At 66.8% G+C, this 24,634-nt stretch carries 21 protein-coding genes; 7 read left to right on the forward strand and 14 right to left on the reverse strand.

Features of this window, described 5'->3' with window-relative positions; all coding sequences use genetic code 11:
• Positions 1-82: 82 nt before the first annotated feature.
• Positions 83-1,549, reverse strand: a complete 1,467-nt coding sequence (locus C563_RS0107565; protein ID WP_018761439.1) for a replication-associated recombination protein A — start codon at positions 1,547-1,549, stop codon at positions 83-85.
• A gap of 64 nt (positions 1,550-1,613) precedes the next feature.
• Here C563_RS0107565 and C563_RS0107570 point away from each other — a divergent pair, with 64 nt between their 5' ends.
• Positions 1,614-2,282 carry an acVLRF1 family peptidyl-tRNA hydrolase gene (locus C563_RS0107570; RefSeq protein WP_018761440.1) on the forward strand — a complete coding sequence of 223 codons (669 nt, stop codon included), beginning with the start codon at positions 1,614-1,616 and terminating at the stop codon, positions 2,280-2,282.
• A gap of 17 nt (positions 2,283-2,299) precedes the next feature.
• Here the strand turns inward: C563_RS0107570 and C563_RS0107575 are convergent, their stop codons facing one another.
• Both C563_RS0107575 and aspS read right to left on the reverse strand, forming a co-directional pair.
• The gene (locus C563_RS0107575; protein ID WP_018761441.1) at positions 2,300-3,121 is read right to left on the reverse strand and encodes a GNAT family N-acetyltransferase; all 822 of its coding nucleotides are present in this window, start codon (positions 3,119-3,121) and stop codon (positions 2,300-2,302) included.
• Between the two features lie 83 nt (positions 3,122-3,204).
• A complete protein-coding gene (gene aspS, locus C563_RS0107580) occupies positions 3,205-4,986 on the reverse strand; it encodes an aspartate--tRNA ligase (protein ID WP_018761442.1) in 1,782 nt (593 codons plus the stop codon).
• 97 nt (positions 4,987-5,083) lie between these two features.
• Here aspS and C563_RS0107585 point away from each other — a divergent pair, with 97 nt between their 5' ends.
• The gene (locus C563_RS0107585; protein ID WP_018761443.1) at positions 5,084-6,349 is read left to right on the forward strand and encodes an APC family permease; all 1,266 of its coding nucleotides are present in this window, start codon (positions 5,084-5,086) and stop codon (positions 6,347-6,349) included.
• Here the strand turns inward: C563_RS0107585 and hisS are convergent.
• Positions 6,346-7,716 carry a histidine--tRNA ligase gene (hisS, locus tag C563_RS0107590; RefSeq protein WP_018761444.1) on the reverse strand — a complete coding sequence of 457 codons (1,371 nt, stop codon included), beginning with the start codon at positions 7,714-7,716 and terminating at the stop codon, positions 6,346-6,348. The genes C563_RS0107585 and hisS overlap by 4 nt on opposite strands.
• Positions 7,717-7,942: 226 nt before the next feature.
• On the opposite strand from hisS, the gene C563_RS0107595 reads away from it, so the two are divergent.
• From C563_RS0107595 to C563_RS22075, 3 genes are all read left to right on the forward strand, one after another.
• Complete coding sequence (locus C563_RS0107595) at positions 7,943-8,761, forward strand: peptidylprolyl isomerase (RefSeq protein ID WP_018761445.1); 819 nt, start codon at positions 7,943-7,945, stop codon at positions 8,759-8,761.
• 67 nt (positions 8,762-8,828) lie between these two features.
• The gene (locus tag C563_RS0107600) at positions 8,829-10,346 is read left to right on the forward strand and encodes a DUF349 domain-containing protein (protein WP_026264495.1); all 1,518 of its coding nucleotides are present in this window, start codon (positions 8,829-8,831) and stop codon (positions 10,344-10,346) included.
• Positions 10,347-10,439: 93 nt separating this feature from the next.
• Positions 10,440-11,213, forward strand: coding sequence for a type IV toxin-antitoxin system AbiEi family antitoxin (locus C563_RS22075; protein WP_231369858.1), 774 nt, complete (start codon positions 10,440-10,442; stop codon positions 11,211-11,213).
• Here C563_RS22075 and C563_RS0107610 read toward each other — a convergent pair.
• The 9 genes from C563_RS0107610 to pdxT all read right to left on the reverse strand — a co-directional run bounded on the left by C563_RS0107610 (position 11,094) and on the right by pdxT (position 21,006).
• A complete protein-coding gene (locus C563_RS0107610; protein ID WP_026264496.1) occupies positions 11,094-13,484 on the reverse strand; it encodes a RelA/SpoT family protein in 2,391 nt (796 codons plus the stop codon). The genes C563_RS22075 and C563_RS0107610 overlap by 120 nt on opposite strands.
• A gap of 147 nt (positions 13,485-13,631) precedes the next feature.
• Positions 13,632-14,648, reverse strand: a complete 1,017-nt coding sequence (gene secF, locus C563_RS0107615) for a protein translocase subunit SecF (protein ID WP_018761448.1) — start codon at positions 14,646-14,648, stop codon at positions 13,632-13,634.
• Positions 14,648-16,405, reverse strand: a complete 1,758-nt coding sequence (gene secD / locus C563_RS0107620) for a protein translocase subunit SecD (protein ID WP_018761449.1) — start codon at positions 16,403-16,405, stop codon at positions 14,648-14,650. Before secD ends, secF begins: the two co-directional genes overlap by 1 nt.
• Before the next feature lie 100 nt (positions 16,406-16,505).
• On the reverse strand, positions 16,506-16,901 hold the full coding sequence (gene yajC, locus C563_RS0107625) for a preprotein translocase subunit YajC (RefSeq protein ID WP_018761450.1): 396 nt from the start codon (positions 16,899-16,901) through the stop codon (positions 16,506-16,508).
• A 209-nt stretch (positions 16,902-17,110) separates the two neighbouring features.
• Positions 17,111-18,196, reverse strand: a complete 1,086-nt coding sequence (gene ruvB / locus C563_RS0107630; protein WP_018761451.1) for a Holliday junction branch migration DNA helicase RuvB — start codon at positions 18,194-18,196, stop codon at positions 17,111-17,113.
• The gene (gene ruvA / locus C563_RS0107635; RefSeq protein ID WP_018761452.1) at positions 18,189-18,833 is read right to left on the reverse strand and encodes a Holliday junction branch migration protein RuvA; all 645 of its coding nucleotides are present in this window, start codon (positions 18,831-18,833) and stop codon (positions 18,189-18,191) included. Before ruvA ends, ruvB begins: the two co-directional genes overlap by 8 nt.
• An 89-nt stretch (positions 18,834-18,922) precedes the next feature.
• Positions 18,923-19,501 (reverse strand): crossover junction endodeoxyribonuclease RuvC, encoded by a 579-nt coding sequence (gene ruvC / locus C563_RS0107640; RefSeq protein ID WP_018761453.1) that lies wholly within the window; start codon positions 19,499-19,501, stop codon positions 18,923-18,925.
• 35 nt (positions 19,502-19,536) lie between these two features.
• Complete coding sequence (locus tag C563_RS0107645) at positions 19,537-20,292, reverse strand: YebC/PmpR family DNA-binding transcriptional regulator (RefSeq protein WP_018761454.1); 756 nt, start codon at positions 20,290-20,292, stop codon at positions 19,537-19,539.
• A 3-nt stretch (positions 20,293-20,295) separates the two neighbouring features.
• Positions 20,296-21,006 (reverse strand): pyridoxal 5'-phosphate synthase glutaminase subunit PdxT, encoded by a 711-nt coding sequence (gene pdxT / locus C563_RS0107650; RefSeq protein WP_018761455.1) that lies wholly within the window; start codon positions 21,004-21,006, stop codon positions 20,296-20,298.
• A gap of 90 nt (positions 21,007-21,096) precedes the next feature.
• Here pdxT and C563_RS0107655 point away from each other — a divergent pair, with 90 nt between their 5' ends.
• Entirely contained in the window at positions 21,097-22,389 is a 1,293-nt protein-coding gene (locus C563_RS0107655; protein WP_018761456.1) for a Mur ligase family protein, read from the forward strand.
• Positions 22,386-23,141 carry a type 1 glutamine amidotransferase gene (locus C563_RS0107660; protein ID WP_018761457.1) on the forward strand — a complete coding sequence of 252 codons (756 nt, stop codon included), beginning with the start codon at positions 22,386-22,388 and terminating at the stop codon, positions 23,139-23,141. The genes C563_RS0107655 and C563_RS0107660 overlap by 4 nt, the downstream gene beginning before the upstream one ends.
• 28 nt (positions 23,142-23,169) lie before the next feature.
• Here C563_RS0107660 and C563_RS0107665 read toward each other — a convergent pair whose 3' ends face one another.
• Entirely contained in the window at positions 23,170-24,531 is a 1,362-nt protein-coding gene (locus tag C563_RS0107665) for a ferredoxin reductase family protein (protein WP_018761458.1), read from the reverse strand.
• Positions 24,532-24,634 lie beyond the last annotated feature (103 nt).

A 24,634-nucleotide genomic window follows, 5' to 3' on the forward strand; every position in this document is an offset into this window, starting at 1 on the left:
CAGGGCATAACCTTCTCAACGGTAAAATTGGGGAGATTGTGCGCCGGGCCTTGCCAGACAAACATATAGCCTACCACGGCAGCTACGTGCCCCTCACAATCTTCCGCAGCCGCTCCAGCCGCACGGCGATGTCCCGTTCGGCTCCATTGCCCGTTGGCTGGTAGTAGTCCCGCCCCACCAGGTCATCCGGCGGATACTGCTGGCTGGCCACCCCGTGCGGAGCATCGTGGGCGTACTTGTAGCCCACACCATGGCCCAGCTGCTTGGAGCCCGGATAGTGTGCATCGCGCAGGTGGGCGGGGATTCCGACCCCGAGGCCGGCCCGCACATCGGCGATCGCCTTGTTGATGCCCATATAGGCGGCGTTGGACTTCGGCGCGGTGGCCAGGTGGACCACTGCCTCGGCCAGGATGATCCGCCCTTCCGGCATCCCGATCAGCTGCACTGCCTGTGCTGCGGCCACCGCCGTCTGGAGCGCGGTGGGATCCGCCATGCCCACATCCTCTGCCGCGGAAATGACGATCCGCCGGGCGACGAACCGGGGGTCCTCCCCCGCTTCGAGCATCCGCGCGAGGTAATGCAGTGCGGCATCCACGTCGGAGCCCCGGATGGACTTGATGAAGGCGCTGGCCACGTCATAGTGCTGGTCGCCGGCCCGGTCGTACCGCACCGCGGCAGCGTCCAGGGCACGCTCGGTGTGGCGCAACTCCACCGTGACCGGCTCTGTGGTGCCGCTGCCCTCCGGGACGGAACGTTCGACGTCGTCCGCGTCGCCGAAGGCAACCCCCGCCGCGGCTTCCAGCGCCGTCAACGCCCGGCGGGCGTCGCCGCCGGAGAGCCGGACCAGGTGGTCAAGGGCCTCGTCGCCAAGCCTGACCTTGCCGCCGAGACCGCGGGGGTCTTCCACGGCCCGCACCAGCAGGCCCTCTATATCGGCGTCCGTGAGTGGCTTGAGCGTCAGGAGCAGGGACCGTGACAGCAGCGGGGAGACCACGGAAAAGGACGGGTTCTCGGTAGTGGCCGCCACCAGGACCACCCAGCGGTTTTCGACCCCTGGCAGCAACGCATCCTGCTGGGCCTTGTTGAACCGGTGGATCTCGTCAAGGAAGAGCACGGTGGTGGTCTTGTAGAGGTCGCGGGCCGTCAGGGCGTCGTCCATGACGCGCCGGACGTCCTTGACCCCTGCCGTGATGGCGGACAGTTCAACGAATTTTCGTCCGGGCCCGCGGGCAATGACATGCGCAAGGGTGGTCTTGCCGGTGCCCGGGGGTCCCCACAGGATCAGCGAGCTGGGACCCGCCGGGCCTGCGGCGTCGGCCCCCGCCGCCAGCTGCCGCAGGGGTGAGCCCTGGCCGAGCAGGTGCTGCTGGCCCACCACCTCATCCACGCTGCGCGGCCGCATGCGCACCGCCAGCGGGCTCCGCGGCGATCCCTGTCCGCGTGCACCCTGTCCTCGCGCGCCTTGTCCTCCGGTACCGGCGCCTGCCTCGGCGACGGCATCGTCGTCGTCGTCGTCGTTTTCTGGGCCGTGCCCGAAGAGATCATCCACATAGATAGGCTACTTCCAGTCCCCTCCTGCATTTTCCCGCCCCCACCACAGCGAAGGAACACTTATGCCCGCCACCGCTTCCGCCGGCGGCCCGCCATCGGTCCGGACGGCATTCGTGGCCGGCGCCCGGCTGGCCGGCTGGGTGGAACGCTTCGGCTCCTCCCACGGCGGCTTCCGGTTGCGGGATGACGACGACGGTCTCCGGCTTTTGGCCGCTGACGGCACTGAGGCGCTCCTGCAGGCGCCGTGGCCGGCTGACGGCCGTCCCGGACGCGGCAACGGCCCGGTGGATCGGCTGGCCGCCCTTGCGTCCCAGCCGCGCCGGCTGGGACTGCTCCTGGTGCGTCGGGGCGGCTACGGCGTCGGGGTGGCATGCGAAGGCATGCTGCTGGCGTCCAAGGCCGGGACCCGGTACGTTCAGTCGCGTACCGCGGCGGGCGGCCAGTCCCAGCAGCGGTTTGCCCGGCGCCGTTCCAACCAGGCGGATGCCTTGGTGGCCTCCGTGGCGGAACAAGCGGCTGGGGTATTCGGTGGTGCGCCGTTCGAGTACGTGGTGCCGGGCGGTGACCGGGCCCTGGCTGACCTTGTCCTGCAGCAACCGCCGTTGCGGCCCTATCTCCCGCTGCCCCGCCTCGCATATCTCGACGTCATTGAGCCGCGGGCGGCCGTGCTGAAGAAGGCCGCGGCGGACGCCTGCTCCGTCCGGGTCCAGGTAACCGACCCGTCCGGCTAACGTGGGCCGCCGCTTGGTCAGCAGCCCGTCAGCGGCCGGCGGGGCCGCTCCTGGCGGTACAGGTAGCGCCCGTACTCACTGAAGCCCGCCCTTGAATAGAGCTCCCGGGCACCATGGTTCTGCGCCGTCACCAGCAGCCAGAAGTCCGTCATACCGTGGTCGACGCCGGCATGCAGCAGCGCATGGAGAATGGCTGCCGCAAACCCCTTGCGGCGCGCGCCAGTCCGTGTGGCCATGCCATACACCCCACCGAGGGTGCTGCCGGCAGGCATGGCAAGGCGTCCGACGGCGGCGGGGCGGCCGTCGCTGTCCCGCGCCAGGGCGTACAGCGACGGGCAACCTTCGAGGATTGCCCGTGCGGTGCCCAAGGCATCCTTGCCGCCGCGGCCGTCCACCTCCCACCAGACCCGCAGCCAGTCCTCGGACGGCATCGGTGCCAGTTCAACCGCCGCGCCGTTATGGCCGCCTTCAGGGGTACCGCCCGCGGCCGCGCTGCGTGTCATGACCACGGTCTCGGACTGGCGGGTGAACCCCTCGGCGTCGAGCAGGTCCTGGAGCGCTGCCGTGGCGGGGTGGTCGAACAGTTGGAAGATCACGGGCAGCCGGCGGAGGCGGTACCAGGCCCTTGCTTCGGCGAGCAAGGCGGCCAGGTCGCCGTCGGGGTGGCCGTCCTCCAGGACACGCGGCCAGATGGAGTTGGCCCGCTGCGTGACGCCATCCGCCGCCCGGAGCACCCAGTTTCCGGCCTCCTGCCGTTCCCGGGCCGGCCACGCTGCATCCATGGCAGATTCGAGTTCCAGGGCACTGGGTTTCACATCGTCCGGGCTCGCCACCGGCATTCCTTCCTTAAAGGCCGAAGGTCCCCCGGTTTCCCCGGGGAACCTTCGGTGACGGACGGCGCCCTGCGGCTGCCGTCCTTCGTCTACTTCTTTTCTTCCGGCTTCTTAGCCTCCGGCTTGAAGTCCACGCCGGCCTCTTTGCGCTGCTGCGGCGTAATGGGCGCCGGAGCCTCGGTCAGGGGGTCGTGGCCGCCGCCGGACTTCGGGAAGGCGATGACGTCGCGGATGGACTCCACGCCGGCGAGCAGCGAAACAACGCGGTCCCAGCCGAAGGCGATGCCGCCGTGCGGGGGTGCGCCGTACTTGAAGCCCTCCAGCAGGAAGCCGAATTTAGTCTGCGCGTCTTCCTTGTCCAGGCCCATGAGCTCAAAGACCCGTTCCTGGACCTCACGCTGGTGGATACGGATGGAGCCACCGCCGATTTCGTTGCCGTTGCACACGATGTCGTAAGCGTAGGACAGCGCCGATTCCGGGTCCTTGTCAAAGGTGTCCAGGAACTCGGGCTTCGGTGAGGTGAAGGCGTGGTGGACGGCGGTCCACTTGCCGGCACCGACGGCGACGTCACCGGAGGCGATGGCTACGGCGGCCGGCTCGAACATCGGTGCGTCCACGACCCAGCAGAAAGCCCACGCGGTGGGGTCGATCAGGCCGGTACGGTGGCCGATTTCCACGCGCGCGGCGCCCAGCAGGGCACGCGATGGCGTCTTCTCACCGGCGGCGAAGAAGATGCAGTCGCCGGGCTTGGCGCCGACGGCGTCGGCCAGGCCGGCGCGTTCGGTGTCGGTGAGGTTCTTGGCCACGGGGCCCGCGAGTTCGCCGTCTTCCTTGTAGAGGACGTAGGCCAGGCCTTTGGCGCCGCGCTGCTTGGCCCATTCCTGCCAGGCATCCAGGGCGCGGCGTGCCTGCGAAGCGCCCCCGGGCATCACGACTGCGCCGACGTAGGGGGCCTTGAAGACGCCGAAGTTGGTGTCCTTGAAGAATTCGGTGAGCTCGGTCAGTTCCTGCCCGAAGCGAAGGTCAGGCTTATCGGAACCGAAGCGCGCCATGGCGTCCGCATAGGTGATGCGCTCGATGGGGGTGGGGATGTCGGCACCGATGAGCTGCCATACGGCCTTGACGATGTTCTCGCCCAGCCGGATGATGTCGTCCTCGTCCACGAAGCTGGCCTCGATGTCCAGTTGCGTGAATTCCGGCTGGCGGTCCGCGCGGAAGTCCTCGTCCCGGTAGCAGCGGGCGATCTGGTAGTACTTCTCAAAGCCGCCCACCTGCAGCAGCTGCTTGAACAGCTGCGGGGACTGTGGGAGGGCGTACCAGGAACCCGGTGCCAGGCGGGCCGGAACCAGGAAGTCGCGGGCACCTTCCGGCGTGGAGCGGGTCAGCGTCGGGGTCTCGATCTCCACGAAGCCCTCGTCGTGGAGCAATTCACGGGCCACGCGGTTGGCCTCGGAGCGCAGGCGCAGGTTCCGGCTGGGGCCCGGACGGCGGAGGTCGAGGTAGCGGTGCTTGAGGCGCGCTTCCTCGCCCACCTCGACGTGCTCGTCAATCTGGAAGGGCAGCGGGTCCGAGGTGTTGAGGATGGTGACGTCCTCGGCGATGACCTCGATCTCGCCCGTGGCCAGCGCCGGGTTCTCGTTGCCCTCGGGGCGGCGGGAAACAGTGCCCTTGACCTGCAGGACGTACTCGTTGCGCAGGCCATGGAAGACCTCTTCTTCACGCACCACCACCTGCGAGACGCCGGAAGCATCGCGCAGGTCCACGAAGGCCACACCACCGTGGTCACGACGGCGGCCCACCCAGCCGGCCAGGGTTACGGTTTGTCCAATGTGCTCGGAACGGAGGGATCCGAGGTCATGTGTGCGCAGCACAGCACGCCTTTCTGCGGGAAAACAGTGGGAAGTTCAATATGATCGTTCCGGGAACGATCCCGTCCGAGTTTACCCGCTGGAAAGGTACTGCCGCCTCATGGCCCAACCCCAGCAGCTCCAACGCCGGCTCGGCGCCTTCGATGCCACCGCCATGGGCCTTGGCTCCATGCTGGGCGCCGGCGTGTTCGTGGTGTTCGCCCCCGCCGCAGCCCTGGCCGGCAACCTGCTGGCCTGGTCCGTGGTCCTCGCCGGTGTCGTGGCATACTGCAACGCTGTTGCCTCCGCGGCGCTTGCCGCGCGGTACCCCACCAGCGGCGGCACCTATGTCTACGGCCGGAAACAACTGGGTGAGTGGCCCGGCTTTGTCGCCGGATGGGGATTCGTCACGGGGAAGACCGCGTCCTGCGCGGCCATGGCCTTGACTTTCGGCAGTTACGTCGCACCGGGCTATGCCGTGCCGGTGGCCGTCGCTGCCGTGGTTGCCCTGACCGGCATCAACCTCTTGGGGATTACCCGCACTGCCCAGCTCACGCGGATCTTGTTGTGCGTGGTCGTGGCGTCCCTGGTGTTCGTCGGAGTTGCCGCAGTCCTTGGCCCGCATCCCGCGGCGGACGCGGCCGGTCCGGGTTCCGGTGGCCCGGCGGGGGTCCTGCCGGCAGCCGGGCTGATGTTTTTCGCCTTCGCCGGGTACGCGCGGATCGCCACACTGGGCGAAGAAGTCAAAGATCCCTCCCGCACCATTCCGCGGGCCATTCTGGCCGCGCTGGCCTCCGCCTTCACCATCTACCTGCTGCTGGCCCTACTTTTGCAGGCCCACCTGGGAGACCGGCTCGCTGCTGCCAGGACTCCCCTCCTGGACGCGGTATTGGCATCGCAGCTGGCGGCGGGTGCACCACTGGTGCAGGTGGGCGCCGCCGCCGCATGCCTGGGCGCCCTGCTCGCGCTGATCACCGGCGTCGGACGCACGACGCTGGCCATGGCGCGGGAAGGTGACCTTCCCCGCACCCTGGCCAGGGTGGGCGGGGCGCACACCGTTCCGTTCCTCGCGGAACTGGCCGTGGCCGCCGTCGTGATCCTGCTCCTGCTGACCACGGACGTAATGACCGTGGTGGGCTTCTCAAGCTTCGGGGTGCTGGTGTATTACGCCGTTGCCAACGCCTCCGCCTACACCCTCGGTTCGCATCCGGCCTATGCGCCGCGCTGGCTGAACGCGGCGGGCTTCCTGGGGTGCGTGGTGCTGGCCTTCACGCTGCCGCCGGCTCCCCTGCTGACCATGGCAGCGGTCCTGGCCGCGGGTATGGCCGGCCGTTGGCTGGTGCTGCGCTTCAGGCAGCGCCAGCACGGCCGGCCGCGCGGCCGCTAGGCCGACGCCGGTGCGGTGGCCGTGGTGCTCACCTGGACGGTGAGGTCCTCCAGCGGCGGGGCCCAGGTCTCCGGGGCTGCCACCACCTGTTCACCGGTCCGGATGTCCTTGACCTGGTGCGTGCCGTCGTCGTCCGTGAACCATACGAACGGGATTCCGCGCCGGTCGGCGAACTTGATCTGCTTGCCGAATTTCTCCGCTTTCGCCGCGACCTCCGTGGGGATGCCCCTGCTGCGAAGCAAAGCAGCAACATCCTGCGCTGCGCCCCAGCTGTCGTCGTGGCTCAGGGCCACCAGCACGGCGGTGGGCACGGAACGGGAGGCCCTGGCCATGTCCTGGCTGAGGATACGGGACACAAGGCGGGTGACGCCGATGGACAGGCCAACCCCGGGGAACTTGCGGCTACCCTTGGACGCCAGTGCATCGTAGCGGCCGCCGGAGCAGATCGATCCCAGCTGTTCATGGCCTACCAGGACGGTCTCCACGACAGTGCCCGTGTAGTAGTCCAGGCCGCGGGCGATGCTCAGGTCCGCCAACACCTTGCCGGGGGCGCGCTGCACGGCGGCATCGATCACCTGCTCCAGTTCATCCAGGCCCTCGTCCAGGAGCTCGTCGCTGACGCCCAGGGCGCGGACCTTCGCCACGAACGAGGTGTCTTCTGTGCGGATGGCCGCCAGCTGCAGCGCCTTGGCTGCCTGCTCGTCGGTGGCACCGAGCTCTGTCTTCAGCAGCTCCGCCACCTTGGCGGGACCGATTTTTTCGAGCTTGTCGATGCTGCGCAGCACGCCCGCGGTGTCATCGAGCCCGATCCCCCGGTAGAAGCCTTCAGCCAGCTTGCGGTTGTTGATCCGGAGCCGGAAGTCCGGGATGGGAAGCGCGCTGAGCGCCTCAGCGATCACCAGGGCAATCTCCACGTCGTAGCGGAACGGCAACTCACCGTCGCCCACAACATCGATGTCCGCTTGGGTGAACTCCCGGGCCCGGCCTTCCTGGGGCCGCTCGCCGCGCCACACCTTCTGGATCTGGTACCGGCGGAACGGGAACGCCAGGTACCCGGCGTTTTCCACGACGTACCGGGCAAACGGGACCGTCAGGTCAAAATGCAGGGCAAGGGCGTGTGGATCGGCCTTGCCGCCCTTGACGGGGTTGTCGCTCTCGTCCTCCTGCAGCCTGCTGAGTCCGTACACTTCCTTGTCGATCTCTCCCTTGCGCAACAACTGGCCCACCGTTTCCACGGCGCGGGTTTCGATCGAGGCAAACCCGTGCAGTTCAAAGACCCGGCGCAGGGTATCGAGCACGTGCAGCTCCACCAGCCGCTCCTCGGGAAGCCACTCGGGGAATCCGGACAGGGAGGCGGTGCGTGCCATGGGGAAAGTTCTCCTTACGGTGAAAGGTGCGCCGGGGGCTGCCCGCGCGCCGCTCCAAGGCGACGTTCGGCGGCAGCACAGCCAGCCATGCATAAACTATGTGCGGCAGCCAGTTTATGCGCCATCCGTGTGCATCTCTAATGCAGCGGACCGGCGCTGATGGCGGCCCCACCTGCGCCCGGCGGCCATCCGCCGGGCATCAGCAGCCCGACGACGAGGAGGACCCTTGGCGGCCAGTTCACGCAGTGCCCGCGAAACAAAACGGCGCATCCAGCAAATGGAGGCCAAGCGCGAGCTGCGGCGCAGCCAGGAGAAGCGGCGCAAACGCGACAACCTCGTGGCCGCCGGCGCGGGAGCCGCCGCCGTCGCGCTCGCCGTCGTGCTTCAACTCACCGCCTTCGCCGGAAATCCCACCGAGGACGAATACGCTGCCGCGCAGGCCGGGCTGACCGACCCGTCGGCGTCCGCAAGCGCCTCCGCCACCCCGTCTCCGCAAGTATCCAACGGGGCGAACATTCCCGCAGCCGAGACCGCCGCCGGCAAGACATTCTCCGGTGAGCTGTCGCTGAACGGCAGCCCCCTTGGCGTGGAAGTGGACGGCACCAAGGCGCCCCAAGCGGCCGCAGTGTTCAAGTCACTCAGCGACCAAGGCTTTTTCAACGGCAAGACCTGCCACCGCTTGACCACAGCGGACCAGTTCGGTGTCCTGCAATGCGGCTCCGCCAACGGTGACGGCCAGGGTGACCCGAACTACACCTGGGGCCCCTTGGAAAATGCCCCTGCCGACAACAAATATCCCGCAGGAACCATCGCCGTGGCGCGGAGCGGCAACAACGCCTACGGAAACGGCACGCAGTTCTTCATTGTCTACAAGGACACTGTCATCAATCCTGACTCTGCCGGCGGCTACACGGTGGTGGGCAAAGTGACCTCCGGGCTGGACGCAGTGACCAAGATTGCCGCCGCAGGTATTAAGCCCGGGGCCAGTGACACAGACGGCGCACCGATCCAACCAGTCACGATAGACTCGTTTTCTCTGAAGTAGGACGCCGGGCCCAAGCGGACACGGTGCAGTACGTGAGTATTTCCCTCCAAGCGAAAGACTTTTAGCGGTGACAGACAGTCAGAAATCCGACGAAACAGCAACAGACCTGACCGTGGCGGCGGCCTCGGACACCAGCGAAGGCGCCGGCACCGAAGCAACCAACCCACCGGCATCCGCAGCCCCGGAAGAGGCCGCTCCCGAGGAAACGCCTTCCGCAGCACCTGCTGCGGGCCCCCGGCCTTCCGCGCCTTCTCCTGCCGCGTTTGCGTCGCGCCCGAAGCCTGCTGCAGCCGCTCCTGCCGCCGCACCCGTTCCTGCCGCTCCCAGCACGTCCGTCGCCGAGGCCTCCAAGTGGGGCCGGGTGGAAGGGGACGGCCACGTTTACCTGACGATCGACGGCGGTGAGCACCCGGTTGGGCAGTACCCCGGCGTCAGCGGCGAGGAAGCCCTGATCTACTTCGCCCGGAAGTACGACGACGTCGTGGCACAGATCGTGCTCCTGGAACAGCGGGTCAGCTCCAAGGCTCCCAGCACTGACATGCAGAAGACCGTGACCCACCTGCACGAGCAGCTCGCCGAGCGGAACATGGTGGGCGACCTCCGCGCCGCCGAGGCCAGGCTGGAAAAGCTGGCCGGCCAGATCACGGAACTCGAGAAAGCCGAAAAGGCCGAGCACGACGCCGTCCGCGCCGCCGAACTCGCGGCCAGGGAAGCCATCGTGGCTGAAGCGGAGGAGATCTCCGGCCAGGATCCCGCGCAGACGCAGTGGAAGACTTCCAGTGCCCGGATGAACGAGTTGTTCGAGAACTGGAAGGCCGCGCAGAAGAGCGGTGTCCGGCTGGGCCGCAGCAACGAGGATGCACTGTGGAAGCGGTTCAGGGCTGCACGTACCGTCTTCGACCGCCACCGCAGGGCGTATTTCTCGCAGCTGGACAGCAACAACTCGGCGGCCAAGGCCGCCAAGGAGAAGCTGATCGCCGAGGCTGAGGCGCTGTCCACCTCGACGGACTGGGGCTTCGCCGCCGGAGAGTACCGCCGGCTAATGGACCAGTGGAAGGCATCGCCGCGCGCCAGCCGGAAGGACGACGACGCACTGTGGGCCCGGTTCCGCGCCGCCCAGGACGTGTTCTTCACCTCCCGCCAGGCTGCCAACGACGAGATTGACCAGGAGTACACGGCCAACCTCGCCGTCAAGGAGGAGCTGCTGGCTGAGGCCAACGCGATCCTCCCGGTGAATGACCTCGCGGCCGCAAAGAAGGCACTGCAGTCCGTCCGTGACCGTTGGGAAGAAGCAGGCAAGGTGCCCCGGGCAGACATGGGCCGGATTGAAGCAGGCCTGCGGAAGGTGGAGGACGCCGTCCGCCACGCCGAGGAAGAGCAGTGGCAGCGGTCCAACCCGGAGCGCAAGGCCCGCACCAACAGCGCCCTGTCACAGCTGGAGTCCGCCATTGCAGGGCTCCAGGAGGACCTCGCAAAGGCAGAGAAGAGCGGCGACCAGCGCAAGATCAAGGCCGCCCAGGAAGCCCTCGAAGCCCGCCAGGCATGGCTGGACCAGATCCAGCGCTCGGCCAGCGAGCTGTCCTGACGCTTCCCCTGACTGACGCGGGCCCGGTCCGGTTATCCACATAACCCGGACCGGGCCTGTGCTCGTTAACGGCCATCCGGGCAGGATAGGGACATGGCCACAGCACCAGTTCCTCCGGCTCCCGGGCAACCCAGCACTTCCGTTGCGGGCACTCCCGGTGCAGGCAGCCAACTCCAGGGCACAGACGCCGCCTCAGCGCCCCGTTTTCCGGAGCTCTACGCCCCCGGGGCTCCCTTTGCTGCGCCCGAACTGCAGTCACTCGCCGCCGACGGTCTGCTGGCCCGGTTCCACCAACACGGCTACACCCTGCCCGGGATGCCCGCCTCGCCGAAGCTCCGGGCCCGGGCGGCCGCCGCAGTGGTCCCCGCGGCGGTACGGCAACGTGTGGTGGCCGGCCGGATGACCGCTGCCTGGATCTTCGGTTGTGCCGCGGAACCTGACCGGCTTGCACTGCTGGTGGATACGAAACGGAGGGTATCGAGCCTGCGGAACACGCGCGGCTGCACCCTTCACGAAGTGAAGCTTGGTCCGCTCGATGTCATCAGCCTGGGCGGGCTGATGGTCTCCACCCCGCTGCGGACGGCGCTGGATATTGCCCTCCACGTGGAAGCGGAACGAGCCCTGCCTGCCCTCACGGCCTTACTGGCCAGGCCGCAGCAGGACGTGGGACTCCGGCTGCTTGTCCGTGCCATCGAAGCCACACCCCGGGTTCCCCACAAGCGGGCAGCGCTGGAAAAACTGGCGCTGCTAGCTCCGGCGCTTGTTCCCGGTGGTGCGGTAGACATCGAACACGCCGTCGATCCGTCGGACCGCGCTCAACACGTGGCTGAGGTACTTGGGGTCGCCCATTTCAAAAGCGAACTTTGAGATGGCCACCCGGTCGGTGGACGTGTGGACACTGGCCGCCAGGATGTTCACGTGGTTCTCCGACAAGACGCGGGTGACATCGGAGAGCAGCGATTTGCGGTCGAGCGCCTCTACCTGGATTTCCACCAGGAACACGCTTGACTGGGTGGGCGCCCAGTCAACGTCCACGATCCGGTCGGGCTGGTCCTTGAGGTCCGAGATGTTGGTGCAGTCGGTGCGGTGCACGGAAACGCCCGAACCCCTGGTCACGAACCCGAGGATGGGATCCGGCGGCACGGGGGTACAGCACCGGGCCAGCTTCACCCAGACGTCGCCCACGCCGCGGACCACCACGCCGGAATCGGAGAAGCGGGCCTTGGTGACCTGGGTGGGGATGCTGACCTCTTCGACGTCATCATCGGCGCTTTCGTTGCCGCCCAGGCTCTCGATGAGCTTCTCCATGACGGACTGGGCCGACGTGTGGCCGTCACCCACGCCAGCGTAGAGGCCGGAGATGTCGGTGTACTTGAACTCCTCGGCCACGGCGGCCAGGGCCTCGTGGGTCATCAGCCGCTGCAGCGGAAGGTTCTGCTTCCGCATGGCGCGGGTCAGCAGTTCCTTGCCGCGGTCGATCGCCTCTTCGCGGCGTTCCTTGCTGAACCACTGCCGGATCTTGTTGCGGGCCCGCGCGCTTTTAACGAAGTGCTGCCAGTCCTGGCTGGGGCCGGCGCCCTCGGCTTTCGAGGTGAAGATCTCCACCCAGTCGCCGTGATTCAGTTCGCTGTTGAGCGGAACCAGCTTCCCGTTGACCCGGGCGCCGATGGTTCGGTGCCCCACCTCGGTGTGCACGGCGTAGGCGAAGTCAACGGGTGTCGATCCCGCCGGCAACGCCATGACCTCGCCCTTGGGGGTGAAGACGAACACTTCGCGGGCGTTGATTTCAAAGCGGAGCGAGTCCAGGAACTCTCCCGGATCGGACGTTTCCTGCTGCCAGTCCACCAGGGAGCGCAGCCAGCCCATGTCGCCGTCGCGCGGGCTCCCGGGGCCGACGGCGGTGCGGTTCGGCTGGTCTTTGTATTTCCAGTGTGCGGCCACGCCGTATTCGGCCCGGCGGTGCATTTCGTGCGTGCGGATCTGGATTTCCACCGGCTTGCCGCCGGGGCCGATCACGGTGGTGTGCAGGGACTGGTACATGTTGAATTTGGGCATCGCGATGTAATCCTTGAACCTGCCAGGCAGCGGGTTCCAGCGCGAATGCATGGTGCCCAGGGCTGCATAACAGTCCCGGACGGAGTCCACCAGGACACGGACACCCATGAGGTCATTGATGTCGTCAAAGTCCTTGTCGCGGACAATCATCTTTTGGTAGATCGAGTAATAGTGCTTGGGCCGGCCGGTGATGGTGGCCTTGATGCGGGCGGCACGCAGGTCCTCGGTGATCTGGTCGCGGATGACGCCCAGGCTCTTTTCCCGCTCGGGGGTCCGGTCCCCCACCATCCGGACAATCTCTTCGTACACCTTGGGATAGAGCGCCGCGAAGGACAGGTCCTCCAACTCCCATTTGATGGTGTTCATGCCCAGGCGGTGCGCGAGCGGAGCGAAAATCTCCAGGGTCTCCCGCGCCTTGCGGGCTGACGACTCAGCGGACACGAACCGCCAGGTGCGCGCATTGTGCAGCCGGTCCGCCAGCTTGATCATCAGCACCCGGATGTCCTTGGCCATGGCGACGACCATCTTGCGGACCGTCTCGGACTGGGCGGCTTCGCCGAAACTGACCTTGTCCAGTTTGGTCACGCCGTCCACCAGCATGGCCACTTCGGGCCCGAAGTCCCGCTTCAGGTCCGCCAGGGTATAGGGGGTGTCCTCCACGGTGTCATGCAGCAGGGCCGCTGCCAGGGTGGTGCCGCTGAGCCCTAGTTCTGCCAGGATGGTGGCGACGGCCACTGGGTGGGTGATGTAGGGGTCGCCACTCTTGCGTTTTTGCCCGCGGTGGCTTCGCTCGGCGACATCGAACGCGCGCTGGATGAGGTCGAAGTCCTCTTTGGGATTGTTGGCCCGGACCGTCCGCAGCAGTGGTTCGAGGATGGGCGAGTATGTGGCCGTCCCCCGTCCGGTCAGGCGGGCAAGCCGGGACCTGGTGCGCTCACGGCGGCCGGGAAACGTCGCGCGCGAGCCTGAATTGTCCACGGGAACCAACGATCCGGGGCGCGCCGAAGATGCCATACCGGCCTGTATACCGGCAGGATTCTTATCATCCTCTGCCGTAGGCGCCGACGCCGATCGTTCTTCCAATGAAGCACCCCTCACCACCATTTAATTACCCCAGTCTATTCCCCAAGGCAGTGACTTTTATAACCGGCCCCGCATATGCGAAGACCGGGCAACGCAGAGGATGCGTTGCCCGGTCTTTCGGGAGTAACGGGTGCCGTTGGCGGCGGATCAGGCCTGGGCCGGCGAGGCCGGAACTGGCCGTTCCGGCGCACCCGCCCGCCGTTGTTCCACGCGCCGCGCCTGCTTGACGAGGTCCGGTTCGCCCTGGCGGAGCCACGCGTACATCGGAGCGGCCACGAAGATGGTCGCGGCGGTGCCGATGAGGATGCCGACGAACAAGGCCAGCGACAGGTCGCGCAGGGTTCCCGCACCCAGGAGCCCGGCCCCGATGAAGAGGATGGCTCCGACGGGGAGGATGGCCACCATCATGGTGTTGATGGAACGGACCAGGGTTTGGTTGACGGCAAGATTGACCTCCTCGCCGAAGGTCCGGCGGGTGGAGGCATCAATGCCGGAGGTGTTTTCCCGGATCTTGTCGAAGACCACCACGGTGTCATACAGCGAGTAGCTGAGAACCGTGAGGAAGCCGATGATGGCCGACGGCGTGACCTCAAAGTCGCTGAGGGCGTAGACCCCGGCGGTGATGAACATCGTCACCGCCATGCCGGCAAGAGCCGACAGCGACATCTTCCAGGTGCGGAAGTAGAGGGCCATCAGCAACGCCGCGAGGAGCACGAAGACCGCCAGGCCGATCAACGCCTGCTTGGTCACGTCAGCACCCCAGGTGGGACCGACGAACGTGGATGTCACTTCGTTGTCGGTGACTCCGTAGGCCGTGGTCAGGCCTTGCTTGATCTTAAGGGTTTCGTCATCGGTCAGCTTGTCGGTCTGGATCCGCATGGTGTTGCCCGCGACGTTCGCCACGCGGGGGACACTGCCGGCCACCACATCGGTGACGGCGCGCTCACCCACGGTGGCGTCGGTCGTCTTAACATTGGAGACCGTGAATTCAGAGCCGCCCCGGAATTCGATGCCGAGGTTGAAGCCGCCCTTGGCCACCGGGATGAGGATGGACAGGGCCACTGCCACGGCAGCGATGAGGAACCAGATCTTCTTGGCGCCCACAAAGTCGTAGGAGCGCTTTCCGGTGTAGAGCTCGTTACCAAAACTGGCGAAGCCTGACATTACTTGTTCTCCTTCGCGGAGGTTTTCGACGAGCCGGCGAGCTGTTCCTGCTTCTCTGCCAGGCGCCGTTCGGCGATGGTCATGCGTCGTTCGGCCTCAGCTGCGGCACCGGCATTCTTGCCGCGCACCGCCATGGGCCGGTCCTCCGGGGTCCGGATGCGACCGGCACCGCGGTACAGGGGCACCGCTCCGAGCCGCTCCGGATCCAGGCCGGAGAACTTATGGCCCTCACCGAAGAACTTGGTGCGCGCCAGGAGCTGCAGCGTGGGGTGCGTGAACATGAACACCACGATGAGGTCGGCGATGGCTGTCAGGCCAAGGGTGAAAGCGAACCCCCGCACGTTGCCCACAGCGACGAAATACAGGACCAGCGCAGCGAGGAGGTTGACCGCCTTGGAGGCCAGGACGGTGCGCTTGGCGCGCTTCCAGCCGTTTTCGACGGCGGACACCAGGCCGCGGCCCTCACGCAGTTCGTCACGGATGCGTTCAAAGTAAACAATGAACGAGTCCGCCGTCTGGCCGATGGCGACGATAATGCCCGCGACGCCCGCCAGGGACAGCCGGTAGTTCTCGGTCCAGCCGAGGATCGCGATGGCCAGGTAGGTCAGGGCTCCGGCCACCACCAGGGATGCGATGGTGACAAATCCGAGCGCCCGGTACTGGAACAGCGAGTAGACCACCACAAGGAGGAGGCCGATCAAGCCGGCCAAAAGGCCCATACGCAGCTGTTCACCACCGAGGGTGGCCGAAATCTGCTGCTCGCTTTGGATGTCGAAGCTGATGGGCAGAGCCCCAAAGCGCAGCTGGTCGGACAACGCCTTGGCGGTTTGCTCGGTGAAGCCGCCCGTGATCTGCGGGCGTCCGTCAGTGATGACGGCCAGCGAGCGGGGAGCGGAGATGACCTGATCGTCAAGCACAATGGCGAACTGGGACTTGGGATCGGTGCCAGACTCGCCCCCAGCGGCGACGTAGAACTGGTTCAGGCGCTCGGTGACGTCCTTGAACTTGGCCGTGCCTTCGGCGTCGAACTGGATGTTCACGGCCCAGTCATTGGTGACCGCGCCCTGCGCGCCCTGCTGCAGCTGGAAGGACGAGGTGACGATGTTCGTTCCCTTGACCTCCACCGGCCCCAAAATGTACTTGATGGCAGGGGTTTTGGCGGTGGCGGGTTCGCAGGTTACCAATGGCTTGGTGGGATCTGACCGCTGTGATTTCTCGGCTGCGGGGCTGTTGCAGTCCAGCGCTTCGAACTGCTTGTAGATTTCCGGCGTGATCCAGTTGGTGTCGCTGCTGTTGGCCGGCGCAGCGGTCGGCTTGGGCAGCTGGTCGTCCGGGGTCTGTGATTCCGGCGGCACTGCTGCTCCGTCACCGTTTAGGATCACGGGGCGGAAGTTCATGTCGGCGGATGCCTGGATCAGGTTCCGGGTTTCAGCCGACGGCGTGCCGGGAAGGCTGACCACCACGTTGCGGCCGGACTGGGTGCTGATTTCCGCTTCGGAGACGCCGGAGCCGTCCACGCGCTGGCGGATGATCGCCACGGCCTGGTTGAGTTGCTGTTCGTTAATGTCCGAACCACCCTCAACCTTCGGCGCCAGGATCATCTGGGTGCCGCCTTCGAGGTCCAGGGCCAGTTTGGGTGCCCAGCTGGCTTGTCCGGCGATGGTGCCGCCCGCCAGGACGGCGGTCAGTGCTGCCAGGAGTACGCCAAGCCAGACCAGGACGCGCAGCCCTGGTTTCTTGCGGCCAGTTCGTGCCATTGTCGATCTTTCTCTTATTCGCGGAAGAACCGCCGGCGCGGGCTGCAGCCTGCGCCGGCGGCAATCCGCAGCGGTAGAGGGAGGAAAGGAGCCAGCGGGCCTAGCTGTCCTTCTTGCCCTCGTCGTTGAGGCGCTTCAGGGTTTCCTCGGGAGTCTCAGTGCCCGTCACTGGGCTGCCCGTCTCCGGGGTGGTGAGCGAGGAAGCATCGTCGGGGACGGCAGGCGAGGCGGCGGCCGGCTCAGCTGCAGGCTCGACCACCTTGGTCACCGCTTGGCGGTGCACGGTGGCAAGGTTTCCGGGGGACAGTTCAAGGGTGACCTTGTTCTCTGCTTCGTCGATGTCCACGATCCGGCCGAAAAGGCCGAAGCTGGTCATGACCTCCACGCCCGGGGCAAACTTCGACTGGAGCTCTGCCTGCTGCTGCTGCGTCTTCTTGTTGCGGCGGAACATCATGAAGATGAAGACGCCGAGCATGACGAACAGGAGAATTGACATTGGATCCAAGGGGAATTCCGTTCTTTTGCGTGGGTGTTGCCGGTTTTCCAGCGACGTCGGCCTCGCTTCAGCCGGGGCGGGAAGTAGATGCAGGCAAAGCCTGACGGTTCCTTCCCCAAGCGACGGAGGCGTCAGGGCCACCGGCGAAACAAAGCGCCGAACGTGCCGGGCGTCATACCAGTCTAAAGGGAAAAGCTGAAGGCAGCCTGCTATTGGCCTTCCGGGGCCCATTCGCCGGCGCCGGCGGCTTCTTCCCCGGAATCGAAAAGGTCCAGCTGTTCCTGCGCGAAGACTCCCGACGGGATGGCGTAGCCCAGGTGCGTCCAGGCGGGCGCCATGGCGATCCGGCCGCGGGGGGTCCGCCCCAGCAGGCCCTCGCGGACCAGGAAGGGTTCCGCCACCGTCTCCACGGTTTCGGTTTCTTCACCGACGGCGATGGCGAGCGTGGACAGGCCTACGGGGCCGCCGCCGAACTTGGTGATCAGGGCCTCAAGGACGGCCCGGTCCAGCCGGTCAAGGCCCTTCTTGTCCACTTCGTACATGTCCAGGGCGGCTGAAGCTGCCCGTGAGTCGATCTGCTCGATGCCGTGCACCAGCGCCCAGTCCCGGACCCGGCGCAGGAGCCGGTTGGCAATGCGGGGGGTGCCGCGGGAACGGCCTGCGATTTCGGCGAAGCCCGCGGAGTTCACTTTCAGGTCCAGCAAGCCGGCGGAGCGCCGCAGGACCAGCTCAAGTTCGGGAACGGAGTAGAACTCGAGGTGGCCGGTAAAGCCGAACCGGTCCCGGAGCGGTCCCGGGAGCAGCCCGGCCCTGGTGGTGGCACCCACCAGGGTGAACGGCGGGAGTTCCAACGGAATGGCGGTGGCGCCGGCGCCCTTGCCCACCACGATGTCCACGCGGAAGTCTTCCATGGCCATGTAGAGCATCTCTTCTGCGGGCCGGGACATGCGGTGGATTTCGTCCAGGAACAGCACCTCGCCCTCCGACAGGGAGGACAGGATCGCAGCAAGGTCGCCGGCATGCTGGATGGCGGGGCCGCTGCTGAGCCGCAAGGGCGCATTCATCTCCGCGGCAACGATCATGGCCAGCGTGGTCTTGCCGAGGCCGGGAGGCCCCGAAAACAGCACGTGGTCCGCCGTCCGCCCGCGCATCCGGGAGGCCTGCAACACCAGGGACAGCTGCTTGCGGACGCGGTGCTGCCCAACGAAATCATCGAGGTTCTTGGGCCGCAGCGCCGCCTCGATGGCCCGTTCTTCCGGCTCCTCCCCCGCTGCAACCAGTGACGGTTCAGCCACGGCTGCCTACGCGGTTGCCTGCCCGGGCGCCGTCCTGGCCCAACCAGCGGAGCGTGGTGCGCAGGATCTCCGGAACATTGCCGCGGAAGGAGACCTCGGGTTCGTCGGCCAAGGCCTTGTCGATGCTGCCAGACGCGTCTTTTTCGGACCAGCCAAGGCTGGTCATCGCGGCGATCACCTGCGGCTTCCAGGCGGCCTCGGCGGGGGTTGCGGCGCCGGCCACGGGAGCGGTCCCGTGCGGAACGAGCTTGCCGGCCAGTTCAAGCACAATCCGGCCCGCCACCTTGGGACCGATCCCCGGAACCTTGGTGAACGTCTTGCTGTCCCCAGTGTGCGCGGCGACGCGGATCGCCTCCGGCTCATGGACCGCCAGCACGGCAAGGGCAAGCCTGGGTCCGACGCCGCTGACACTGAGCAGGACGTCGAAAACCTCGCGTTCGTCGTCGGAGGCGAAGCCGAAAAGCGTCAGCGAATCCTCCCGTACGATCAGGGACGTGAAGAGCTGCCCCTGTTCGCCCACCTGCAGCCGGCTGAGGGTCTGCGGCGTCGCGTTCACGCTCATGCCTGCGCCATTGAGGTCGATGACGGCCGTGGACAGGCCGACGTGCGCTACGGTTCCGCGGAGGAAACTGATCAAGGCCGGGCTCCCGTTGTATCGCCGGCCTCGCAGTGAGCACCCGGCTATCCGAACATATCTACGAATACCCTAGCAAGCGGCAGGGACATTCAGCGTGCGCGGCGCGCCTTGGCCTCAGCCTCGGCCCACGCCCGCTGGGCCGGCGTCAAGGACGAACTGCCCGGCCCGGTGGTTGCCACGGCGGCACCGCTTCCGGCCCGCCACGCGTGGGTGATGGCCAGCGCCAGCGCGTCGGCGGCATCGGCCGGCCGCGGCGGCGCCTCGAGGCGGAGGATCTTGGTGACCAGCTTGGTTACGGCGTCCTTGTTGGACGAACCGCTCCCGGTGACCGCCGCCTTCACTTCCGACGGCGTATGCAGCGCCACCGGGATACCGCGACGGGCGGCCGCCGCGATGACGACGCCGGACGCCTGCGCCACGCCCATGACGGTGCTGACGTTCAGTTGCGAAAAGACGCGTTCGACGGCGAGGACCTCGGGTTCGTACCGGTCCAGCCACTCGTCGATGGCGGTGGCGATCACCAGCAGCCGCCGGTCCAGCGATTCCTCGGGCGAGGTGCCCACCACACCGACGGCCACCATGGTGGCCCTGCGGTTCCGCTCGACGTCCACCACGCCGATCCCGCAACGGGTCAGGCCGGGGTCGACGCCCAGGACACGGAGCGTCAACGCCGGTGCCGGGCCTTAGCTGGCAAGGCGGGACGTCACTCTGATTCCAGGGCAGCCTGGACTTCGTCGCTGAGGTCGGCGTTGCTGTAGACGTTTTGGACGTCGTCGAGGTCTTCGAGGGCGTCTGCCAGCTTCAGGAACTTCCGGGCGCCGTCGACGTCGAGCTCCACCTGCATCGACGGGACGAACTCCACCTCGTCGGTGTCGTACTCGATGCCGGCTTCCGTCAGGGCCTCGCGGATGGCCTGCAGGTCACCCGGTTCCGAGTGGATCTCGAAGGTCTCGCCGTTGTCCTTGACTTCCTCGGCGCCCGCGTCCAGCACGGCCATCAGGACGTCGTCCTCGCTCAGGCCGTTCTTGGGCAGGTTAACCACGCCCTTGCGCGTGAAGAGGTAGCTGACCGACCCGGGATCGGCAATGGTGCCGCCGTTGCGGGAGATGGCCAAGCGGACCTCGGAGGCCGCGCGGTTCTTGTTGTCCGTGAGGCACTCGATCAGCAGCGCCGAGCCCTGGGGGCCACGGGCCTCGTACATGATCTCGGTGTAGTCCACCACTTCGCCGGTGAGGCCGGCGCCGCGCTTGATGGCGCGGTCGATGTTGTCGTTGGGGACCGAGGTCTTCTTGGCCTTGGTCACCGCCAGTTCCAGGCCCGGGTTGCCCGCGAGGTCCGGTCCGCCCATCCGGGCGGCTACTTCGATGTTCTTGATCAGCTTGGCGAACGACTTTGCGCGGCGGCTGTCAATGATCGCCTTTTTGTGCTTGGTCGTCGCCCATTTGGAGTGGCCTGACATGCTTTACGCTTCTCCTCTGATCATGCGGATAAAAAGTTCGTGTACGCGTTTTTCGCCAGTCACTTCCGGGTGGAAGGAGGTGGCCAGCAGCTGGCCGGAACGCACTGCCACAATTCTAGCCGCCCCGGGCAGCGGGACGGCGTGGGAGGCGTGCTCCGGGTCCGCCGGTTCAACCTGGGCGAGGACTTCCACTCCCGGGCCTACCCGCTCCACCCACGGGCCGCGGATGAACACGGCGCGCACCGGGGCCACCCCTGATTCGGTGGCGCTGAAGTCCAACCCCTTGAAGTCCAGGTCGGTTTCGAAGGACTCCCGCTGGCGCCCGAACGCGTTGCGGCGGACGGTAATGTCCAGCCCACCGAATGTCTGCTGCGGGGCGCCTGCGAGGTCGGTTGCGGGATCCGCGATGTCCGAGGCGAGCAGGATCATCCCGGCGCACGAGCCGTAGACGGGGAGCCCTTCGGCGATGTACTTCCGGAGCGGATCGGCGAGCTCGAAGGCCCGGGCGAGCTTGTCGATGGTGGTCGATTCTCCGCCAGGGATGATGAGGCCGTCCAGGCCGTCCAGCTCCCGGGGGCGCCGCACCGGCACGCCGCGGGCGCCGGTGGCCTCGGCCGCATGGAGGTGCTCGCGGAAATCGCCTTGCAGGGCCAGGACACCGATCCGCAGGCCTGCTCCTACGCGCGCAGGAGCCGCTGAAGGGGGATTTGTCATCCCTCCAGCATACGGCCAGGCCCGCGGCCCGCGGTCCGGCAGCACCTTTCCGGCAGCGGTTGCATGCCGTTGCTGGGATATATTCAAAACATGGTCTTCTTCAGTGTTCCGCTCGGCAAGCTGGTCCGCCGGGTATCCCGGCTTCGGGGCGGCGGCTCGGCCCTGCCGGGCCTGGTGGTCGAGAAAATCGATCCCGGGTTCATGCGGCGGACGCTCAGCACCCTCCCCCACGGCGTGGCCGTCGTCAGCGGCACCAACGGCAAGACCACCACCACGAAAATGGTGGTTGAACTGCTCGAAAGCCAGGGTCTGAAGGTTTTCACCAACCGCACCGGGAGCAACTTCACCCGCGGCGTGGCGGCGGCGCTCCTGGGCGAAGTGGACTGGCGTGGCCGGCTGGACGCCGACGTCGCGGTCCTGGAACTCGACGAAGCCCACGCGGTGCACTTCGTGAACAGCGTCCCGCCCCGCTACTGCCTGCTGCTGAATGTGCTGCGCGACCAACTGGACCGCTTTGGCGAGATCGATAAGACCGCCCAGCTGCTCCAGCACATCGCCGCCAAGACCACCGGAACCGTTGTCCTGAACCGTGAGGACCCGCGGGTGGCACGCATCGCGGACACCCTCACCGGCCAGGAGGTCAAGTACTTCGGCCTGGACGAATCGTTGCTGGGAACCTTCCCCAACGACGACGACATGCGCGCAGCCCCCGGCAGCCCAGCCCCGGCGGGCCTGCCGCAGAAGCCGCAGGCCGACGTCGTACTGCTGAAGGTGGGCGCGGACAGCGCCGAGTTTGCGTACGACGGCGGCACGTTCACCACGGCAATGAAGCTGCGGGGCGTGTACAACATCTTCAACGCCGCAGCGGCACTGACGCTGGCCCGCAGCATTTGCGGCGGCGGCGCCGCCACCGCCAACCACGCCACCTTGCTGGAGGCGCTGTCCCGGGTGGCGCCCGCGTTTGGACGCGGCGAAAGCCTGACCGTTGACGGCCTGCCGCTTGACCTTGTCCTGGTGAAGAACCCCAGCGGATTCCGGCTGGGGCTCAAGTCCTTCCCGGCCGGCGGGTACGCCACCATGATCGCGATCAATGACAACTACGCCGACGGCCGGGACATGTCCTGGCTGTGGGATGTGGAATTCGATTCCCTCCGGGCCGAAGGTGTTGACCAGCTGACCGGTTCCAGGGCCTATGACATGGCGCTGCGGCTGCAATATGATGACGTCCGCATCGGCGCCGTCCAGCCCGAGATCGCCCCCGCGCTGGCGGCTTTCATCAGGGAAGGACGCGGAAAGCCCAAGCGGATCTTCTGCACATACACCGCCATGCTGGCCATCCGCCGTGAGCTGGCCAAAATCACCACCGTGGAGGTTGTCTCGTGAACCCAGCCGAAGCCTCGACCGCTGCCGCTCCGTCCAAGGGCACGCTCCGAGTGGTGCAGCTTTACCCGCGGGACATGAACATTTACGGCGACTGGGGCAACGCCCTTGTCCTGCAACGCAGGATCGCCTGGCACGGCTACACGCCCGATGTCCTTGAATACAACGTGGGCGATCCTTTTCCCGACAATGTGGACATCATCGTCGGTGGCGGCGGCCAGGACAGCGGGCAGCTGGCGATCCAGGACGATCTGCAGGCCCGGGCCGGCGAATTGCGGGAACTGGCCGAAGAAGGGGCGCCCATGCTGGTCATTTGCGGCCTCTACCAGCTTTTTGGCCGCTTCTTCAAGACCCGCACCGGTGCAGTGATTCCGGGCATCGGCATCCTTGACGTCGAAACCCACGGCACGGACGAGCGCCTGATCGGTAATGTCAAGGTGTCAACCAGCGAGTTCGGCGAAGTCCTTGGCTACGAAAATCACAGCGGGCAAACCACCCTGGGCAGCGGGGTCAGGCCCCTGGGCACGGTTCCCAAGGGCACAGGAAACAACAGCACTGACGGCCACGAAGGTGCCCGGTACCGCAATATTGTGGCCAGCTACCTGCACGGTTCCCTGCTGCCGAAGAACCCGGCCATTGCAGACTTCCTGATCCGGACCGCGGCAGAACGAAAGTTCGGCAGCTTCTCCCCCGGAACACCGGACGATGCCTACGCTGTCCTGGCGCGGGAGCACGCAGCCCGCAGGCCCCGCTAAAGTCACTGCCGCACGCGGGCGCCGCCGCCTAGCGCCATTGAAAATACTCGCGGTGGATGTTGGCCCGGCGGACTCCGGCTGCCCGGAAGGCCTTCCGGAACTGGCGCAGCATGGTGTCCGGGCCGCCCATGAACACCGACAGCCTGCGCGGTTCGGTGCCCACGGCTTCCAGGACCGACTCAGGGGTCAGGCGGCCGTCCGCCGCGGTGTCCACCATGTGGACCATAAGCCGCGGATGGTTCCTGGCGACGGCGGCGATCTCGTCGGCGAACGGGGAGGGTCCCGCCGACGTGACGAAGAAATGGACGTTTTCATGCAATTCCCCGTCGAGTGACCGGAGCCAGCTGAGGAACGGCGTGATGCCCACGCCGCCGGCGATCCAGACCTGGTCAAATGTGCCGCGGTGCCGGTCGAAACGTCCGTAGGGGCCGCCGACCACCGCCGGCATCCCCGGCTGGATGACGTCCGGAAGCCTGGTGGTGTGGTCCCCCAGAGCCTTCACCGTGATGCTGATGCCGCCCTCGCCCGCGGGCCCGGAAATGGAAAATGGATGCCGCTGCCAGCCTTCTGCCGTTTCCAGGTAGATCATGGCAAACTGCCCGGGTTTGAAACCCAGGGGGCGGCCCAGGGGACGGAGGGCCACCTCCACCAGGTCCGCAGCGACCGTCCGGACGCCCGATACCTGGTAATCGTGGTGCGGCAGGAAGTGGCGGGAAAGCAGCTCCCGATAGGCATAGAACGCCAGACCCGTCGCCCCGATGGCCACGTAGCTCCACCGCAACGCGGGGGCCGCCTCGAAGGCGCTGGCATCCAGCAGACCGTGCAGGAATCCGGCAGCCACGAACAGACCGGTCAGCCGGTGGAAGCCGCGCCAGCGTTCATAGCCACCGAGCACGCGGCCTGCCAGTTGGAAGGCCCGGGTTTGCAGCGAGGCGATGACGACGCGGCGGGCGGCCGCCGGAAGCATGGTCCGCCACCGCGGGAGGACAGCCCACACCACCAGCGCAATAAGGCCGCAGATGGCCACCACGGCCAGCGTTTTGCCCAGGCTCGTGGCCTCGGGGCTGGCCGCAAATTCAATGTGCGGCAGCAACAGGACAGTTGCCGTGATGGCCGCCCTCCGGTGCCAGATGGCCGCGTGGTCAATTCCGCCAAAAATCGGTTCGACGTGCGGGAGCGTGCTGACCAGGACCAAGGCAATCGAGTACAGCAGGACCGACTCCCCGCCGAAAAGCTGACCCACGTAGCCAAGGACAGGTTCCCCCGCCGGACGCACCGCGTACCAGAACAAGGCGTACGCCACTGCCAACACCAGCACCGCCCCGGGACCCATCCAGCGGAGGGGCATTCCCAGGATGGCGGCCCGTGGCCTCTTGGCAGGCTTGGTCATTGGCCGGATCCCTTCGTGGTGGCAACCTGCTGCGGATCCAGGCAAAGGACACGCAAAGTGCGGGCCGTTCGTGGCACGCACTCGCAATTCTAGGGAGGGCCAC

It is taken from the genome of Arthrobacter sp. 135MFCol5.1 (assembly GCF_000374865.1).
GTDB lineage: Bacteria > Actinomycetota > Actinomycetes > Actinomycetales > Micrococcaceae > Arthrobacter.

Coding starts and splice junctions, on each gene's coding strand:
- C563_RS22075 (WP_231369858.1), top strand. CDS start 10,440: ATGGCCACAGCACCAGTTCCTCCGGCTCCCGGGCAACCCAGCACTTCC.
- secD (WP_018761449.1), bottom strand. CDS start 16,405: ATGGCACGAACTGGCCGCAAGAAACCAGGGCTGCGCGTCCTGGTCTGG.
- C563_RS0107585 (WP_018761443.1), top strand. CDS start 5,084: ATGGCCCAACCCCAGCAGCTCCAACGCCGGCTCGGCGCCTTCGATGCC.
- C563_RS0107575 (WP_018761441.1), bottom strand. CDS start 3,121: ATGCCGGTGGCGAGCCCGGACGATGTGAAACCCAGTGCCCTGGAACTC.
- secF (WP_018761448.1), bottom strand. CDS start 14,648: ATGTCAGGCTTCGCCAGTTTTGGTAACGAGCTCTACACCGGAAAGCGC.
- C563_RS0107655 (WP_018761456.1), top strand. CDS start 21,097: ATGGTCTTCTTCAGTGTTCCGCTCGGCAAGCTGGTCCGCCGGGTATCC.
- pdxT (WP_018761455.1), bottom strand. CDS start 21,006: ATGACAAATCCCCCTTCAGCGGCTCCTGCGCGCGTAGGAGCAGGCCTG.
- C563_RS0107665 (WP_018761458.1), bottom strand. CDS start 24,531: ATGACCAAGCCTGCCAAGAGGCCACGGGCCGCCATCCTGGGAATGCCC.
- hisS (WP_018761444.1), bottom strand. CDS start 7,716: ATGGCACGCACCGCCTCCCTGTCCGGATTCCCCGAGTGGCTTCCCGAG.
- C563_RS0107645 (WP_018761454.1), bottom strand. CDS start 20,292: ATGTCAGGCCACTCCAAATGGGCGACGACCAAGCACAAAAAGGCGATC.
- yajC (WP_018761450.1), bottom strand. CDS start 16,901: ATGTCAATTCTCCTGTTCGTCATGCTCGGCGTCTTCATCTTCATGATG.
- C563_RS0107570 (WP_018761440.1), top strand. CDS start 1,614: ATGCCCGCCACCGCTTCCGCCGGCGGCCCGCCATCGGTCCGGACGGCA.